Annotated in this window: 15 protein-coding genes; 11 read left to right on the top strand and 4 right to left on the bottom strand. The window is 66.4% G+C overall.

Annotated elements, in window-relative coordinates; all coding sequences use genetic code 11:
- Window positions 1-223: 223 nt before the first annotated feature.
- From R2834_05320 to R2834_05285, 8 genes are all read left to right on the top strand, one after another.
- Window positions 224-3,670: a two-component regulator propeller domain-containing protein gene (locus tag R2834_05320; protein ID MEZ4699728.1), complete on the top strand. Its 3,447-nt coding sequence runs from the start codon at window positions 224-226 to the stop codon at window positions 3,668-3,670.
- Between the two features lie 70 nt (window positions 3,671-3,740).
- Entirely contained in the window at window positions 3,741-4,763 is a 1,023-nt protein-coding gene (locus R2834_05315; GenBank protein MEZ4699727.1) for an NAD(P)-dependent alcohol dehydrogenase, read from the top strand.
- Between the two features lie 96 nt (window positions 4,764-4,859).
- Window positions 4,860-5,306: a helix-turn-helix transcriptional regulator gene (locus R2834_05310; GenBank protein MEZ4699726.1), complete on the top strand. Its 447-nt coding sequence runs from the start codon at window positions 4,860-4,862 to the stop codon at window positions 5,304-5,306.
- A 91-nt stretch (window positions 5,307-5,397) separates the two neighbouring features.
- A complete protein-coding gene (locus tag R2834_05305; GenBank protein MEZ4699725.1) occupies window positions 5,398-5,931 on the top strand; it encodes a DUF4199 domain-containing protein in 534 nt (177 codons plus the stop codon).
- Window positions 5,932-6,066: 135 nt separating this feature from the next.
- Complete coding sequence (locus R2834_05300; GenBank protein MEZ4699724.1) at window positions 6,067-7,164, top strand: DUF6544 family protein; 1,098 nt, start codon at window positions 6,067-6,069, stop codon at window positions 7,162-7,164.
- Window positions 7,165-7,373: 209 nt separating this feature from the next.
- Window positions 7,374-7,502, top strand: coding sequence for a hypothetical protein (locus R2834_05295; GenBank protein ID MEZ4699723.1), 129 nt, complete (start codon window positions 7,374-7,376; stop codon window positions 7,500-7,502).
- A 72-nt stretch (window positions 7,503-7,574) separates the two neighbouring features.
- The gene (locus R2834_05290; protein ID MEZ4699722.1) at window positions 7,575-8,018 is read left to right on the top strand and encodes an SRPBCC domain-containing protein; all 444 of its coding nucleotides are present in this window, start codon (window positions 7,575-7,577) and stop codon (window positions 8,016-8,018) included.
- 12 nt (window positions 8,019-8,030) lie between these two features.
- Window positions 8,031-8,432, top strand: coding sequence for a hypothetical protein (locus R2834_05285; protein ID MEZ4699721.1), 402 nt, complete (start codon window positions 8,031-8,033; stop codon window positions 8,430-8,432).
- A 12-nt stretch (window positions 8,433-8,444) separates the two neighbouring features.
- On the opposite strand, the gene R2834_05280 is transcribed toward R2834_05285, so the two are convergent.
- Window positions 8,445-9,938 carry a capsule assembly Wzi family protein gene (locus tag R2834_05280; GenBank protein ID MEZ4699720.1) on the bottom strand — a complete coding sequence of 498 codons (1,494 nt, stop codon included), beginning with the start codon at window positions 9,936-9,938 and terminating at the stop codon, window positions 8,445-8,447.
- A 229-nt stretch (window positions 9,939-10,167) separates the two neighbouring features.
- Between R2834_05280 and R2834_05275 the strand changes: the two genes are divergently transcribed.
- Entirely contained in the window at window positions 10,168-12,405 is a 2,238-nt protein-coding gene (locus tag R2834_05275; GenBank protein ID MEZ4699719.1) for a hypothetical protein, read from the top strand.
- A 74-nt stretch (window positions 12,406-12,479) separates the two neighbouring features.
- On the opposite strand, the gene R2834_05270 is transcribed toward R2834_05275, so the two are convergent.
- The 3 genes from R2834_05270 to R2834_05260 are packed head-to-tail and all read right to left on the bottom strand — an operon-like array spanning window position 12,480 to window position 15,492.
- Window positions 12,480-13,511 carry a Gfo/Idh/MocA family oxidoreductase gene (locus tag R2834_05270; GenBank protein ID MEZ4699718.1) on the bottom strand — a complete coding sequence of 344 codons (1,032 nt, stop codon included), beginning with the start codon at window positions 13,509-13,511 and terminating at the stop codon, window positions 12,480-12,482.
- Window positions 13,508-14,674: a DegT/DnrJ/EryC1/StrS family aminotransferase gene (locus tag R2834_05265; protein MEZ4699717.1), complete on the bottom strand. Its 1,167-nt coding sequence runs from the start codon at window positions 14,672-14,674 to the stop codon at window positions 13,508-13,510. The genes R2834_05270 and R2834_05265 overlap by 4 nt, the downstream gene beginning before the upstream one ends.
- Window positions 14,675-14,721: 47 nt before the next feature.
- On the bottom strand, window positions 14,722-15,492 hold the full coding sequence (locus R2834_05260) for an acyltransferase (protein ID MEZ4699716.1): 771 nt from the start codon (window positions 15,490-15,492) through the stop codon (window positions 14,722-14,724).
- Window positions 15,493-15,839: 347 nt separating this feature from the next.
- On the opposite strand from R2834_05260, the gene R2834_05255 reads away from it, so the two are divergent.
- Both R2834_05255 and R2834_05250 read left to right on the top strand, forming a co-directional pair.
- Window positions 15,840-16,412, top strand: coding sequence for an RNA polymerase sigma-70 factor (locus R2834_05255; protein MEZ4699715.1), 573 nt, complete (start codon window positions 15,840-15,842; stop codon window positions 16,410-16,412).
- Entirely contained in the window at window positions 16,402-17,379 is a 978-nt protein-coding gene (locus R2834_05250) for a FecR domain-containing protein (protein ID MEZ4699714.1), read from the top strand. The genes R2834_05255 and R2834_05250 overlap by 11 nt, the downstream gene beginning before the upstream one ends.
- Window positions 17,380-17,383: the final 4 nt, after the last annotated feature.

The raw sequence follows: 17,383 nt of genomic DNA, 5'->3' as shown, positions 1-17,383 counted from the left end.
TTATAGAGTGCGCACAGCCATTTTTGTTAACAGTCCTGATGCAGGATGCGGAATGTGGGATGCAGGATGCCGACTCTGCATCTCCCATCCCGTTTCTCCATCTCGCATCCAGCATCGAGCATCCCGGTCCAGCATCGAACATCCCGGTCCAGCATCCCGCATCCTGCATCTTGCATCCCTATCCCCCATCCCGCATCCCTATCCCCCATCCACCGTCCCCATCTTGCATCCATCATCCCCATCCATTATCCCCATCCTGCCTCTTCTTCTGGCCCTGCTCGTTCCGGCCGGCCCGATCCAGGCGCAGACCGACGTCCCGCCGCCCCGGTTCGAGCCCTTCGGCGTCAACGCGGGGCTGTCCAACGGCACGGTCACCAGCATCCTGCAGGACCGCCTGGGCTTCATGTGGTTTGGGACCTACGACGGCCTCAATCGATTCGATGGGATCTCGTTCACGACCTACCGGAGCGATCCGTTCGATTCGACGTCCATCTCGGCGAACGCCTATTACGAAAACGATCCCCTGAACCCGATCGACGACGACCCGACGATCTTCAGGATGGTCGAAGATGCCGACGGGTACCTATGGATCGGCACGCGGGTGGGGCTCGATCGGTTCGACCGCGCGACGGAGACCGTCCGGCGGTATGCGCATCAGCCGGGCGATCCCGCGAGTCTTCCCCCCGGCAACGTCACCTCGCTCGAGGTCGGCGTCTCCGGCAGGCTGTGGGTGGGCACCTGGGGAGGGGGCCTGAGCGCGATGCAGGGCGACGCCCCGGGCCGCTTCGTTCGCTACCGGCACGATCCGGAGGACGCGGCGAGCCTCAGCAGCGACCACGTGCTGGATGTGTTCCAGGACGCCTCCGGCACGCTGTGGGTGGGTACGTCCGCCGGGCTCGATCGCATGGATCCGACGCGTCCGGGGCGATTCACCCGGTATGCGATCGATGACCGTCCGGGCGGGCAGGTCATCTGGCACCGAACCATGGAGGATCCGCAGGACGCCGGCATCCTCTGGATCGTCCGCGTCAACCCGGGCATGAATGCGAGCAGCCTCCTTCGCTTCGATACCCGCACCGGCGCGGCCGAAATGCTGGATCTGGGCGGCGCGTTCGTGATCGACCTCGCCAACGACCCCGTGACGCCCGGCGTGGTATGGATTACCTCGGTGGGGCAGGGCCTCTTGCGGCTGGACACCGCCAGCCGCCAGTACCGCCGTTTCGCGCGCGCCGCCGGCGGCCCGGACGAACTCCCCACCAACCAGCTGCTGACGATCCTGGCCGACCGGACCGGCAGCGTGTGGCTGGGCAGCCTGGACCAGGGCGTCGTCCGTTTCGACCCGTCGGGCGGGCGGTTCGTGACCTATGAGCCCGGGACGCCCGGAGGGGTGGTAGGCGTGCTGGAGGATGCCGCCGGCCGGCTCTGGATGGGTTCGCTCGGCCAGTTGACCCGGCTGGATCTCGAAACCGGCGAACGGACATCCTGGAATCCGGACCAGGGCACGGTGTTCAGTTCGGCTACCGGCATGATCACGAGCATCCTGCAGGTACGGTCGGGCGATCTGTGGATGGGTACCTGGGCTGGCGGGCTCATCCGGATGGACGCCGCCACCGAAGCCTTTGCCCTGTACGCGCACGATGCCGGCGACCCCGCCAGCCTGACGCCCGGCGCCATCTATGCCTTGCTGGAGGATCGGGAGGGCCTGCTATGGATCGGCACGGAGGGCGGGTTGAACCGGTTCGATCCGGCGTCGGAGCAGGTCACGCGCTACGTGAGCGTACCCGACGACGCGACCACGCTCGGCCCGGGCACGGTGTGGTCGATCCTCGAAGACCGCGACGGCACGCTCTGGGTGGCGACCAGCGGCGGACTGAGCCGGCTGGACCGGGTCACCGGCCGGTTCACGCGTTTTCTGCACGACGCCGGCGATCCGGCCACCTTGAGGCCGATATGGAACGGCGCCCTACTCGAGGACGCGGCGGGGACGCTCTGGATCGGGACGACCGGGGGCCTCGCCCGGATGGATCGGTCCACGGGACGCTTCGAGCACTTCGACGAGGCCAACAGCGGCCTGCCCAGCGACATGGTCGGCGGCCTGCTCGAAGACGCCGCCGGCATGCTCTGGCTCAGCACGAACCGGGGCCTGGTCCGCTTCGACCCCCGAGACGCGACCTTCCGCACCTTCGATACCAACGACGGCCTCGCGTCGCTCGCGTTCAGCGGCGGCACGTCCGTGTATCGGAGTCCCCGAACGGGCCGGTTGTATTTCGGTCATTCCGCCGGCGTCACGGCCTTTGACCCGTCGCGCTTCGCCACGAATCCGCTGCCGCCGCAGGTGGCGTTGACCGATTTCCAGCTGTTCAACCAGTCCGTCACGCCCGGACCCGGTTCGCCGCTCGCCGTCCACATCGCACAGACCGAGACGATCGACCTGCGCCACGACCAAAACGCCGTGACCTTCGGTTACGTGGCGCTCCACTACAAGAACGCCGGCCAGAACCGGTACCAGTACCGGCTCGAACCCTATGAGACCGACTGGGTGGAGGCCGGCACGCGGCGGAGCGCCACCTACACCAATCTGCCTCCCGCGCGGTACACCTTCCGGGTGCGGGCCGCCAGCAGCGACGGGGTCTGGAACGAGGCCGGGGCCCGCGTCACGATGACCGTCCACCCGCCCTGGTGGCGCACCGGCTGGGCCTATGCGGGCTTCGGGTTGCTGCTCGCCGGCGCGATCGCGGCGCTGGCCCGTTACCAGCGCGATCGCCTGCTCCGCATCGAGCGGGAACGGTCGCACGACATCCTGCGCCGCACGCATGCCGAACTCGAAGCGGCGCACGCGCACCTCAAGACCACCCAGGCGCGGCTCATCCACTCGGAGAAGATGGCCTCGCTGGGGCAGCTCACCGCCGGCATCGCGCATGAGATCAAGAACCCGCTCAATTTCGTCAACAATTTTGCGAAGCTGACCATCGAGTTGATCGGCGAACTGCGCGAGGCCGTGCGCGAGGGGCCGGAGCGGGAGGCGGCCGACGACGAAGACGAGGTGGATATGTTGATGCGGGATGTGAGGGAAAACGTCGAGCGCATCGCGACGCATGGGCAGCGCGCCGATCGCATCGTCGACGGGATGCTCGAACACGCGCGCATGAAGCCGGGGCGCCGGCAGTCTACCGATGTGCCTGCCCTCGTCGATCGCGTTGCCGAGCGGGTCTATCACCGGTTTCAAGGGGAATATCCCGGGTTCGTGTGCGTCATCGAACGCCGGCATGACGACGGGATCGTCGCCGTCTCCCTCGTGCCCGGGGAGATCGAACGCGTCATGGACAACCTGCTGTCGAACGCGTTCGACGCCGTCCGCCAGCGCGCCGCCGCGTCCGGCGCCGACTATGTCCCCACCGTAGGGCTCGCGACCCGCTCCGCGGGCACCGGCGTCGAGGTCCGCGTGAGCGACAACGGCGTGGGCATCCCGCCGGACGTCCGGGACCGCATCTTCGAGCCCTTTTTTACCACCAAACCCGCCGGCAGCGGGACCGGGCTCGGGCTGAGCCTGAGCTACGATATCGTCACGCACGGCCATGCCGGCACGTTGACCGTCGAGGCCGGCGACGACGGGGTGACGACGCTGCTGATGACGCTGCCGGCCGATGCGCCGCCCACGGATGCCCGGTAGGCACAACCTTTCCGCGGTTGCCTCCGTAGGGATTCATGTCGATTCCCCCGAAACAAGCCAGGCCAGCGCCATGAAAGCCATCGTATACAGCGCCTACGGATCCCCTGACGTGCTCCGGATCCAGGACGTCCCGACCCCGACCCCCGCCGACAACGAAGTGCTCGTCCGCATCCACGCGACGACCGTCACCGCCGGCGACCGGAGGGCGCGGAGCCTGGACCTGCCGGCGGGTTTTGGTCTCGTCGGCCGGCTCATCTTCGGCGTCACGAAGCCCCGGCAGTCCATCCTCGGGACGGAGTTGTCGGGCGTGGTGGAGGCCGTCGGGGAGCGGGTGACCCGGTTCAAGCCGGGCGACGCCGTCTTCGCATTCAGCGGTGCGGGCATGGGCGCCTACGCCGAGTACCGCACCCTGGCCGAGGACGGACCCATCGCACCCAAGCCCGCGAATCTCTCGTTCGACGAGGCCGCGGCGTTGAGTTTTGGCGGCGCCACGATGCTCCATTTTTACAAGAAGGCCGTGCTCAAGGCCGGCGACCGCGTGCTCGTCGTAGGGGCCTCGGGAGGCGTGGGAACAGCGGCCGTCCAGCTCGCGAAACACGCCGGCGCGCACGTGACCGGCGTAACCAGCGGCCGCAACGCCGATCTGGTGCGCTCCCTCGGGGCCGACGAGGTGATCGACTATACGAAGGAGGACTTCTCGAAAAACGGGAAGACGTACGATGTCATCGTAGACACGGTAGGAACCGCGCCGTATCCGGTGAGCAAGGGATCGCTGGCGCCGGGCGGCCGGCTGCTGCTCATCATGTCCGAACTGCCGGGGATGTTGTCGGCGCCCTGGTATTCGATGACGACGGACAAGACGGTGATCGCCGGGCCGGCGGCCGAAAAGCCGGAATACATCGCACAACTCGCCGAACTGGCGGAGGCCGGCGCCTATCGGGCGGTGATCGACCGGACGTATTCGATGGAGGACGCCGCCGAGGCGCACCGCTACGTCGACACGGGCCGGAAACGCGGCAGCGTGGTGATCGAGATCGCGCAACCGGAAGACGCCGACGCCGCGCGGGCCGACGCGCGGAGCCACGGGGCCTGATCTGAGCCCGGCAACCTCGGCCGGCGCTTCGCGTGCAAGCGGTGCGGATTCCCCGTTCGTACACGCCGGATACCGGCACCGCTGCCTGGCGACCGCATGCGCAAACACGTCCTGTTGTATGGTCTCCTCGCCGGCGTCCTGATCGCCGGCCTGCAATTCATCGAGTACCGGTGGCTCGTCATCGAGCACTCGGTGGAGATTTATGGCGGACTGGTAGCGGCGGTCTTTGCGAGCCTCGGGATCTGGCTCGGCCTGAGGTTGACGGGGCGGAGGGAAAAGGTCGTGATCCGGGAGGTGGAGGTGCCCGCGCCCGTCGATTTTGTCCGCGATGCCGATCGGGTCGCGTCCCTGGGGCTCACCCCGCGCGAACTGGAAGTCCTCGAACTGATGGCCGAAGGGTTGAGCACCCGGGAGATCGCCGAGCGTGTCTTCGTGAGCGAGAACACCGTGAAGACGCATACGAAGCGGGTGTTCGAGAAGCTCGGCGCCAGCCGGCGGACGCAGGCCGTCCAGCAGGGCCGGGCGCTGAAATTGATTCCCTAGGGGCGTTTTCTGTCGAATCACCCGTTCGGGTGACGCGCCGGCCCGGCGAGGAGCGTTAGGTTCGGGCATCGTTCACCAGACTGCTTCTGCCATGCGCAACATCGTACTGACCTTCGGCCTCATCGCCGGCGCCATCATGGCGGCGATGATGCTGCTCACCATTCCGTTCCAGGACCAGATCGGGTTCGAGCGGGGCGCCGTCATCGGGTACACGACGATGGTGCTCGCCTTCCTGATGATCTATTTCGGCGTCCGTTCCTACCGCGACACGGTGGCCGGCGGCCGCGTCTCGTTCGGTCGCGCCCTCGTCGTCGCCCTCGCCATCATGGCCGTGGCGATATGCTGTTACGTGGCGACATGGGAGCTGATCTATTACCAGCTCATGCCCGATTTCGGCGATCAATACGCCACATTCATCCTCGAAAAGGAGCGCAGCTCCGGCGCGACGGAAGCAGAGATCGCGGCCCGGGCTGCGGAGATGGCCCGGTTTCAGGAGATGTACCGCAATCCGCTCGTCAACATCGCCTTCACCTTCCTCGAGCCGCTGCCCATCGGACTCCTCTTCGCGCTCGTCTCGGCCGGCATCCTGAGCTGGAAGCGCAAGCCGCAACCGAGCGGGACCTGATCCGCGCGCGAGCGCGGCGCCTGCCGGGGTAGACCTCACAGGACGCCCGTCCGCAGCCGGCGGATCGTGTCATCCTGCCCTGACAGCCGCGAACGAGCCCGGGGCGTAGCTTGATGCAAAAAACGGGCTACGACGATGCGCGCCGGCTTCATCCTGCTGCTCGTGCTGCACGGGCTGATCCATCTGATGGGGTTCGCCAAAGCGTTCGGCTACGCCGAACTTCCCCAACTCCAGCTGCCGATTTCGAAGGGGATGGGGGTGCTCTGGCTTGTCGCCGGCGTGGCGGTGATCGGGGCCGCCGTGCTCCTTGCGGTCGCTCCGCGGGCGTGGGGGATGGTGGCCATCGTGGCCGCCCTGCTCTCCCAGATCGTCATCGTGTCGGCCTGGAGCGATGCCCGTTTCGGCACGCTCGCCAATATCCTCCTGTTCGCCGCCGGCGTGTACGGCTTCGTCGCGCAGGGGCCTTTCAGTTTCGAGGCGGAGTACCGGCGCGCTATCGCCGCGCACCCGACGCCGTCCGTCGCCGCGCCGCTCGTGATCGAGGCGGATCTGCATCCGCTCCCCGATCCCATCCAGCGGTACCTGCATGCCGTCGGCGTCACGGGCCAGCCGGCCATCCGGAGCGTCCGCGTCGTCTGGCAGGGCCGCATCCGGGGCGCGCCGGACGATCCGTGGATGCCCTTCACCGCCGAGCAGGTCAACTTCATCGACGACGACAGCCGCTATTTTCACCTCCGGGCCTCCAAGCGCGGGGTGCCGGTGGATGTCCTGCACCGGTTTGAAGCGGGAACCGCCTCGATGCGCGTTCGCCTCCTCTCGCTCTTCCCGCTGGTCGATGCGCGCGGTCCCGAGATGAATCGGGCCGAGACCGTCACCATCTTCAACGACATCGCGCTGCTGGCGCCGTCGGGGCTGGCGAATCCCCGCATCCGGTGGGAAGCGCTCGACGACCGGTCGGCGCGGGGCTTCCTGACGATCGGCGCCCACACCGTCAGCGCGGTGCTGGTGGTCGACGACGCCGGCGACCTCGTGGATTTCATCTCGGACGACCGGCTGCTCGCTTCGCCGGACGGCAAGACCTTCACCCCCACCCGCTGGTCGACCCCGATCACCGGCTACCGCGCGTTCGGCGGGCGCCGCGTCATGCACGGGGGAGCCGGCGTGTGGCACGCGGCGTCCGGTTCGTATCCGTACATCGAACTCGAGGTCGTGGACTACCGCGTGAACGAGTGAGGGGGGCAACGCGGCTTGTCTCAGTGGCAGTGGCGGGTTATCTTTGCGCACGTGAAGCCCAATACCCCTTGACGCTGTGGAACCGGGCGCCGTCGTTGCCTGATGGGTGTGTATGACACCTGAAGAACGGGCAACCGCCTTCGAGTCGTTTCGCACGGACTTGCGCGGGTTTGTGCTCCGGATGACCGCGGATACCGACGAAGGAGGCGTTGTTCGACCTGCGCCTGGAGATGGTCCGCCAGATCGATCCTTTCGCGTCCGACGGCGCGGCCCTGCAGTTGCATCACCTCGAACATAACCGGAAGGTAATGGAGAAATACCTGGACGATCCGGCCTGACATCCTATCCTTTGGCGCGGCTCGTTCGTCCTATGAATAGGACGGTTTCACAAACAGCACCTGGTTGGATGTATGCAGGACGGAAAAGCCAGCACCACCCGCACCTTCTTCAGCCGTACGACGGCCGTTTCGATCGTCATCCGCGCCCCACGCTCGGTCGTTTGGGCGTTGCTGACCGATGCGCCGGAATATCCGGCCTGGAATTCTACGGTGTTATCCATCGAAAACCGCATCGAACCCGGGAGTGCGATACGGCTCACATCCACGCTCGACCCCAAACGCACGTTCGTGCTCTGGATCAAGACGTTCGAACCCGAACACCGGATGGTATGGGGCGATGCGAACGGAAGGCGTACCTTCACCCTGACGGACGAGCCGGCCGGCGTGCGGTTCACCATGGATGAACGGATCGGCGGACCGTTATTCCCCCTGTTCGCCCGTTTCATCCCGCCGTTCGACGCGCTGTTCGAGCAATTTGCCATGGACCTCAAACAGGCCGCTGAACGCGCGGTATAACCGGATTTTCATATGGAAAAGCGTGGGAAAGACAATCCCTGGCGTTTGAAAACGCCTCCCGGTACCTCCGACTACACGATGTATGTCGATGTGAAGGACGGCCGCGAGATCTTGGTGTGCACCGTAGGAAGCACCGTGTTGCACTACGATTATCGCTGCCTGGCCGATCTGCACGCCATGCTCAAGGCGCACGGAGACTGGATGGAACTCGGCAGCAAGGATGAAAAGCAGGAAGCGACCCCGGGGACCGTGGAACACTGGGGGCGGTCGGCCGAAAATCCGGTGGGAGGTTGGTACGGCCTCAAAAAAGGCTTTCGCGGCCGCTTCGGCATGTATATCCCGCCGCTCATGGAAGTGCTGGGCCTTGCCGAGGTGGAACACAACGCGCGCAACAATCGGATGCGGGCGAAATAGCCCCGACAGGGATCACGGGCCGCGCCACGTCACACCGAACAGCACGCCGGCGTTTCGGGCATACAGCGACCCGGCGTCGACGGCGACGGCCCCGGTGAAGGACAGACCATGCGCCGGCCAGAGCGGCCCGGTCAACTCGAACAGCATCGAATACTGATCGAGCCGGTCCGTGCGTCCGCTGACCAACCGGAAGCTGTCGGGCGCCTCGAACACCTGGTCCGCCCCGTAGTTGCGACTGTAGGTCATGAACGCGCGGTAGCTGAAGCCGCCTCCCGGGTTGCCCTCGATGCCCACGTGGTGCGCGAGCACGATGTTGTTGACGACACCGAAACGCCGGCCGTCCGCCGCCAGCAGCGGCAGCCCGATCGTGCGTCCGTGGTACACCCAGCCGCCCCGGTACAGCACGTTGTTGTAGTAGTTGTCCACCCCAAACGGCTCGCCCTCGCTGTACTGGGCGCCCTGCCGCTTCGTGTTGGCGTGTTCGTAGAGCAGACCGGTCAGGATGCCGCGCCGATCCTGCCGCTTGAGGCTGAAACCCCACATCCCGTCCCACGGATTGCGGTAGCGTAGCGAAGGCCCCGTCTCGATGTAGAAATGCCGGTAGATGAGCCAGTCGAGCCCGAGCACCTGCATGGTCACGCTGAAGTCGTACGAACCGATCGTGTTGCCGAGCACGTTGACGATCTCATTCTCCGGCGCTTCCTCGTTCCCTTCCTGCACGAAAAAGATGCGCCAGTAGTTGGCGATCCCGCCGGGGAGCTTGCCGTAGTTCGGATGCGTGCCGGCCCAGATCACGGCATGCGTCACGCCGCCATGCAGCTGGATGGGCGCTTTCTCGGAAAAGAGGCGAAGGTAGAACGATTTCTCGTGGAGGAGGGCGTCGCGCACGAAACGATCGTCCTCGAACCAGCCGTGCGACAGATGCCCGCGGATGAAGGCGAAGCGATGCGTCCATGGAATCGGCGTGTACCGGGGGATGGCGATCGTGACGCGGGGGAGGGGCGAGGTGTTGGCGCTCCAGATCATCGAGCCGGCGGTGAGCGTCGGGTCCACGACGCCGAGCGTCTGCTCCCACCGGCCGGCGCTGAGTTCGAACGGACCGTAGCGGCCCCGCACATACGCTTCGTGCAGATGCGCCGTCATCGTTTCGCCGGCCCGCGCGATCCCCTCGATGCCATAGGCATAGTCGAGCTTCCGACCGCCATCGTACGGCGCGTGCGCTCCGGCACGCAACCCGGCGTTGACGCCGAACGGGTCGACGACCCCGAAACGGTTGGCGGTCAGGTAGTACGGCAACGGGTCGGATCCGGCGCCGGCGGCGAAGAGGCCGGCCGAATACGACGGGGTGCGTAGCTGCGCGGACGCCGGCGCGGCCCAGAGTGCGCACAGCGCCAGGATGGCCGCGCCGCGAACCGCGAGCGCCCGCGTCAGCCCACGGCACGGGGCCGGTGCGGCTGGCGGAAGGATCTCCGGCAATTCCGGCTTCAGGTTTACGGTGAGAGGCATCGGGAGCAGATCAAGGATACGACGCCCGGCGCGAAGCCATAATCGGGCCGAGGTGCGTCGCGGCGTAGGGGGGCGGCGCAAGACAGGAGTGCCAGACGCGCCGCCGTTTATGCAACGGACATACCGTGAAAAAAGATCGGGCAAAACGCCGGCTCGGGCGTTATGCCGGGCCGCCGGTTCGGGTCTAGGTAAGTATTCGCTACCCTTAACCAGCCTTGCGAGGAATACCATGCGAATCGGTTTCATACGTGCGTTTTGCCTGCTGCTCGGGCTTCATCTGGCGGCGGCGTCCGCCACGGGCCAGACGGCGCAGCTCTTTTTCGAGGATTTCGACGGCGCGACGCCCCCGGCGTTGCCGGCCGGCTGGGCGGATGCCGCCGGGGTCTGGGAAACCAGCGCCAGCGTCTCGTCCACCGGCTCCGGACTCAACAACCTGTATATCCAGGGGACCGCGCCGGCGAGTCTGACCACCCCGACGGTCAACCTTTCCGGTCTGACCGAAGGGACCATCAGCTACCTGGCCCGGCGTACGGCGACCTACGACCAGGCGTCCCTCACGGTCCTGGCGTCGACGGATGGCGGCGCCACGTTCGGCATCACCCTGCTCGCTGCGGGGCAGGCGCTGCCGGCCACCGACGGCAGCTACCAGCTCATCAGCATGGCCGTGCCGGCGCAGCTCCTCGGCGCAGCCCAGGTGGTGCTCCGGTTCGACGCCGCCGGCGGCACGAGCACGGGCTCGAACGTCCGCATCGACGATATCACCATCGCCGGCTCGGCCGAGGGCAACCTGTTCGGTTTCTCGCAGGCGGCCGGCGCGGCGGACGCGACGGGGACGTTCGATGTGGATGTCTACATCGACTTCCGCAACACGCTCTCGCTCCAGGGCGTCCAGTTCTCGCTGGGGTGGGACGTGGCCACGGTTTCGTTCGTGGAGGTCCTCCGCGGCGCGGCCGTGTCCGACGCGGCGCAATGGCAGCTCTCGGCGGAGCCCGACGGGTCGTCCGCCCGCGTCGTGCTGCTGAACAGCGGCGCCGGCGGCCTCCCGGACGGCGCCTACGACCCCGTCCTCACCCTCCGCCTGCGCGCGAATGCCGGCACCACCGCGGCGCAGACGGTGCTGACGCTATCCGGGCTCGTCAGCGCGCTGGCCGTGCCCACCGGCGACGACGCGGGCCTGGGCCTCGGCCTCGCGACGCACACGGTGACGCTTCCCGAAACGGGCGCGGCGGAGTTCGTGCCTTCGGCGACCTCGTTCGACATCGGGTCCGTCACGGTGGGCGCGGCCGGCGAGGCGGTGCTTACGGTATCCAACCCGGGCGGCACGGCGGACCTCGTCGTGGGGAATGTGACGTCCTCGAACCCGCTGTTCGCGGTGACGCCGGCGTCGGCGACCGTCGCCCCGGGCGGTTCGCAGGCGTTTACGATCGTGTTCACGCCCACCGCCACCGTCTTTGGCGCGCAGGCGACCGTACTCACCTTCGCGCACAACGCCGCCGGCGGCTCGACGGGGATCGCGGCCTCCGCGCTGGGTGTCGGCGGTCGCGGCGATGCGAGCGGTGACGGGGCGGTCGATGTGCTGGATCTGGTGCTCGGGATCGATGCGGTGCTGGAGCGGATCGTGCCCAACGCCGGCCAGATCGCGAGCCTCGATGTATTCCCCTTCGCCGCGCCGGACGGCGCGCTCGACGTACGCGACCTGACGGTGCTGGCGCAGGCCATCGTCCTCGGCGCCTGGCCTGATGGCGCCGTGCCGCCGCTCGAGACGGCCCCCGCCGGCAAGCAGGCTGCGGGCGGGACGGGTGTGTTCGACGTGAAGGCCGAGGCGATTGCCGGCGGGCTGCTCCTCCGCGCCGCGCACGACGAACCGGTGCGCGCGATCCAGCTCTCGCTGTATCTCGACGAGCCCGACGCGCTGGCCGAGGTGATGATGGAAGAAGTCGCGCGCGGCGAGGCGATCGCCCTGGTGCATCGCGTGGACGCCGCCGGCCTCACACGCGTCCTGATCTACCGGATCGATGGCGGGGCCTTCGCCCCGGGCTCGTACCCGTTATTGCGCCTTGGTCGCGTGGCGTCCATCGAGCCGGCGGACCTCCGCTACGGGGTTGCGGTGGGGGCAGGACTGACCCGGATGGCGGTGCGCCTCGACGGGTATGTCGCGACGGGGACCGAAGAAATCCCGATTCGGGCGGGCGCGCTGGGCGTTCCGTATCCCAACCCGTACCGGCCGGGGGCCGGCGAGGCGCTGTCGATCCCGATCGACCTGGAGACGGCGTCGACCGTCCGCATGGCGCTGTACGACGTGCTGGGGCGCGAGGTCGCGCTCATCCACGAGGGCCCGCTGCCCGCCGGCGCTCAGGTCGTCTCGTGGCGCGGGCGGTCGACGGGTGAACCGCTGGCGCCGGGGCTGTATCTCCTGCAGGCGAAATCGGAGGCCGGCGTCGTTTCGCGTTCCGTCGTCGTGCGATAAGTCGAAGGGTGCCGGGAGGGTGGGCGCGAGGGTGCGCGACCACCCTCCCGGCAGCCGGCTTCAGGCGGCGCGACTCAAAGAAACACGCACGCCCCGCTCTGATTCAGCGAGGTCTGTGCGGCCTGGAGCAGCTGAACGACCATCAGGCCATTGCGCCCGTCCGACAGCGGCGTCGCGCCCGTCCGGACACAGTCGACGAAGTGCTGGCATTCGATCCGCAACGGTTCCTGCATCGGGATCTTGGGGATGACGATATCCCCCGTGCGGTAGGCCATCGCCTCCGAGTAATTCTCGTAGGGCAGTTGCGGGTTGCCGGCGGAGATGGTCACTCCTTTATCGAACAGACGCACCATTTCGGTGCTTTCCGTGTCGTCGATGACAGCCATCTTCTGGCTGCCCACGACGGTGACTTTCCGGATCTTGTGCGGGTCGAGCCAGCTGGTGTGCAGGTGCGCGAGCTTGCCGTTTTCGAAGAAGACGGTGGCAAACGCGACATCCTCGACGCCGGCCTGCAGGAAAGCCTGCCCGGTCGCCGAGATCGCGACGGGCCGCGTATCGAGAAACTGGAGGGCGATCGACAGATCGTGCGGCGCCAGGCTTTCGAAAGCGTTCTCCTGTTTCCGGACGATGCCAAGGTTTACGCGTACGCTGTACAGATACCGAACGTCGCCGAGTTCGCCGCGCTGGATCAGGTCGCGGACGTAGTTGAAGGCCGGATGGTACATCAGCAGATGCCCCACCATGAGCCGGCGGTCGTTCGCCTCCGCCAGCTGCACCAGGCATTCCGCCTGCTCGGCCGATTGCGCGAGGGGTTTTTCGACGAAGACATGTTTCCCGGCCTCCAGCGCCCGCCGCGCGAAATCGAAGTGCATCGGCGTCTGCACCGCGATGATCACCGCGTCCACGTCGGGGTTCGCGAGCACCTCCTCGTAACGTGTCGTCGTGTGCAGCTCCGGGTCTTTCTTGCGGTACGAGGCCAGCATCCCCTCGTCGACGTCGCAGAGCTGGATGACGCGGGCATCGGGTACCGCGTCGAAGTTGCGATAGAGATTTTTCCCCCAGTAACCGATCCCGACCTGGGCGAGGGCGACAGGTTTTTTGCTCACGGTGTTACGGAGACCGTCTGTTTATTGGGGATAGGCGCGTCGTGCAGAAAAGCGAGCACGTGCTGCGCGATGTAGGCCTGTTGCGCTTCGGTCAGTTCGGTGTGCATGGGCAGCGAGATTACCTCGCCGGCGGCCTGTTCGGTGTGGGAGAGATCCTCCCAGCGGGCGCGGCCGGCCTCGCGAAACACCGGCAGCTCATGGAGCGACGTCGGATAATAGATCGCGTGCGGGATGCCGGCGCTCTTCAGGTGTTGCGCCAGCGTGTCGCGCGTCCGGTAGCCGTCGGGGCGGATGCGGATCGTATACTGGTGGTAGACGTGGGTCCGGTCCGGGGCCACCGACGGCGTCACGATCGCGGGGCAGTCGGCGAAGAGCGCGTCGTACCGCGCCGCGGCGCGCTGCCGCGCGCGTGCGAACGCGTCGAGATGACGGAGCTTGACGCGCAGGATCGCGGCCTGCAGCGTGTCGAGCCGGCTGTTGATGCCGACGACTTCGTTGTAGTATTTCCGGCGCGAGCCATGGTTCGCGATCATCTGAACGCGCTCGAACAGGCCGGCGTCGTCGGTCAGGACGGCGCCGCCGTCGCCATAGGCGCCGAGGTTTTTCGAGGGGAAAAACGAGAGCGTTCCCAGGTCGCCCAGGTATCCGACCTGCCGGTCGCGGTAGCGCGCGCCGATGGACTGGGCGTTGTCCTCGATGACGCGCAGCCCGTGCCGGCGCGCAAGGGCCAGGATAGGGTCCATGTCCGCCGGCTGGCCGAAGAGGTGGACGGGCACGATGGCCCGCGTCCGGGGCGTGATGAGCGCCTCGATGCGCGCGGGATCGATATTGAACGTTTCCGGATCGATATCGGCGAAGACCGGGACCAACCCGAGGAGCGCCGCGGCCTCGGCGGTGGCGATGAAGGTAAACGCCGACGTGATGACCTCATCGCCCGGTTGCAGATCGAGCGCCATCATCGCCAGTTGAAGCGCGTCGGTGCCGTTGCCGACGCCGATGGCGTGTTGACCGCCGAGATAAGCCGCCAGTTCGGCCTCGAACAGACCGACCGGTTTGCCTTTGATGAAGTGCGTGGAGTCGAGCACCTCGGCGATGGCGGCATCGATTTCACCGCGCATGGCGGCGAGTTGCCCGCTGAGGTCGACCATCTGTATATCGTTCATGCCGATGCTGGCTTGATGTGAGCAGAAGTTCGGGGGAGGGGCGCCGGCTAGACGTCGGCCCAGCCCTGGTTTTCGAGGAGTTGATCCGCCGGCACATCCTTGAAGCGGCGGGCCGGCACGCCGGCAAAGACGCTGCGCGATTCCGTGTCGTGCGTGGCGACGCCGCCGGCGGCCACCAGCGAGTCCGCCGCGACTTCGATGCCCGGCAGGATGACGGCGCCCACGCCCACCCGGCCGCCTTTCCGGATCGTGACGCCGGCGAAATGCTTGAAGCGCTCCTCGGAGCGCCCGACGAAATTGTCGTTGCTCGTCAGCACGCCCGGAGCGACAAAGACGCGGTCTTCGAGCGTCGAATAGGCCGTCAGGTAGGCGTTCGTTTCGAGCTTGCAGTAGCGCCCGATCGTACACCGATTTTCGACGGCGACGCCGCGGCCGAGGATGGTGTAGTCGCCGACGGTTACGTCTTCACGGACGGTGGCGAGGTCGGCGACGAGCACGTGGCTGCCCAGCGTGCAGCCGGCATAGAGCACGGCGCCGGCGCCGATCAGGCAGCCGTCTCCGACGACGAGGGGCGGCTGTCGTTTCGCCTGGGTCACGGCGCTGTTCAGCGAGCGCATCGGCTGCTTGCCCAGCGTTGCATGGTCGTCGATGCGCACGTTGTCCCCGATCTTCGTACCATCGTGAATGACGACGTGATGTCCGATCTGGCAGTTGCGCCCGATCTGTACATGCTCGCCGATCACGCAGTAGGCCCCGAGGGTTGCGGACGGGTCGATGATCGCGGAGTCGGCTATCGGAGAGGTCTGGGCTGCAGTCATACCAGCGGAGCTTGATGAGGAGAAAGATTCCGCGCGGACGGCGTTTCCGGCGCATGGCGCGTCATGCCGGCACGCTGCGGCGCTTCCTGGCGCCAGGGATCAGAAATGATGCCATCGCGCCTTGTAGGAGGGGGGAGGGCGATTGTTCCACGGTGCGGCCGGCGCCTCGATCCGCCCGCATCGACGGGTCCAAATTCGCGCGCGTCCTTGCGGTAGTCATTCGAGAATCAGACTGTGTAGTACGCACAGAGCAACGAAGAACGCCCCGCACCGGCTGATGCGGGGTGCTGTGGACACCGACAGCCGGGCGCCTGCCCGCCGCCATACGTTGCCTTAATTCGATAGATATGGAATCTGCAGAACAGTTTTCAGTCTGGTGCCGACAAATCAAGGCATCGGATCGGAAAGCGTTTGAGGATGTGTTTAAGGCCACCCACGATGCGCTGGTGCGTTATTCCCTGACGTTCACCCGGAGCACGGCGGCTTCGTTGGATATCATCCAGGATGTCTTTACGAAGTTGTGGGAGGTGCGGCATACCCTCGATCCCGACCGTTCCCTGAAGGCCCTCCTTTATCGCATGGTGCGGAATCTGGCCTTTAACCACCATCGCGACACGAAGAGTCGCGAAGCCAAACACGGTGCTATGTCGGACTATGCTTCATCGGAAGTCGTACGGCCCGACCAGGTCGTAGGCTCGGATATGCTGGAAACGATGCTTCATCGTTGGATCGACGAACTCCCGGAACGTCAGCGCGAAGCGCTGTCGCTTAGCCGGTTCGATGGGTTGAGCCACGATGAAATCGCCGCCCTGATGGAGATATCCCCCAGGACCGTCAACAATCACCTGGTTAAAGCGCTAAAGCACATTCGTGACCGGATTCGCGCTTATGAACCTAATCTCTTGAGTCATGAAGGCTGATCGATCGGATGCCAATCGGCTGCCTGAGGAACTCCTCAGGGAACTGGCCAGGGAAGAGCCCGAAGATCGTCAGGAGCTGGAACAGGTATGGCAGCTTCTGGGGACCGTCCGGCCCTCCTATGATGTAAACCCCCCGGACGCGGTTGCCGGCTGGAACCGCGTCTCCGCCTCGCTTTTTTCGGAGGACGAGTCCACCCCGGCACGTCCGGATCGCCGGCCGGCGCGACCGCCTGCCGAGCGCGCGCGGCTCAGGCGCCCTGTCTGGGCGGCCGTCGCGGCGACGGTGTGCCTGCTCGTGGGGATCTGCCTGTTTTCGCCGGTGCGCTACGCGGCCAGCGCCGGCGAGACGCTCGCCGTGTCGCTGCCCGACGGCTCCAAGGCTGAGCTGAACGGGGGGAGCGTGTTGACGTTCGATCGCGGCCTGGGGCGCGGCCTCTTCTCGCGCGATGAGACCCGCCGGGTGCATCTCGAGGGCGAGGCGTTTTTTACCGTCGTTTCGGACGGCCGGGCCTTTGAGGTCGAAACCTTCAATGCGCGGGTTCAGGTGCTCGGTACCGAATTCAACGTAAAGAGCTGGCCGGGAAGCCCCGCCCACGACACCCGTGTGGCGGTCCGGTCGGGGCATGTCCGGGTGGCCCCGGGTGACGTCGATCTGCTGGCCAACCAGTCGGTCCGGATCGTCTCCGGCGAGCGGGATGAAGCGATCCGGATGGACGACGATCTCGATATCGTGCTCAACTGGCGCCAGCACGGTTTCTCCGTCCTGGGCGAGCCGCTGGCGGCGGCGTTCATGCAGCTGGAACGCCAGTACGGCGTGGAGATCGATCTCCGTACGCCCATCGACCCGCAACTCCAGATCGTATATTACCGGTCGGAACCCCATGTCGAGACGCTCCTTGGAGACCTCTGCGCGGCGCATGGACTCAAGTTCAGGAAAACGGTACGCGGATACGAAGTGTACCGATGAGGTT

The sequence above is a fragment of the Rhodothermales bacterium genome, from assembly GCA_041391505.1.
Taxonomy (GTDB): domain Bacteria; phylum Bacteroidota; class Rhodothermia; order Rhodothermales; family JAHQVL01; genus JAWKNW01.
This window is presented reverse-complemented; position numbering and strand designations above follow the sequence as displayed.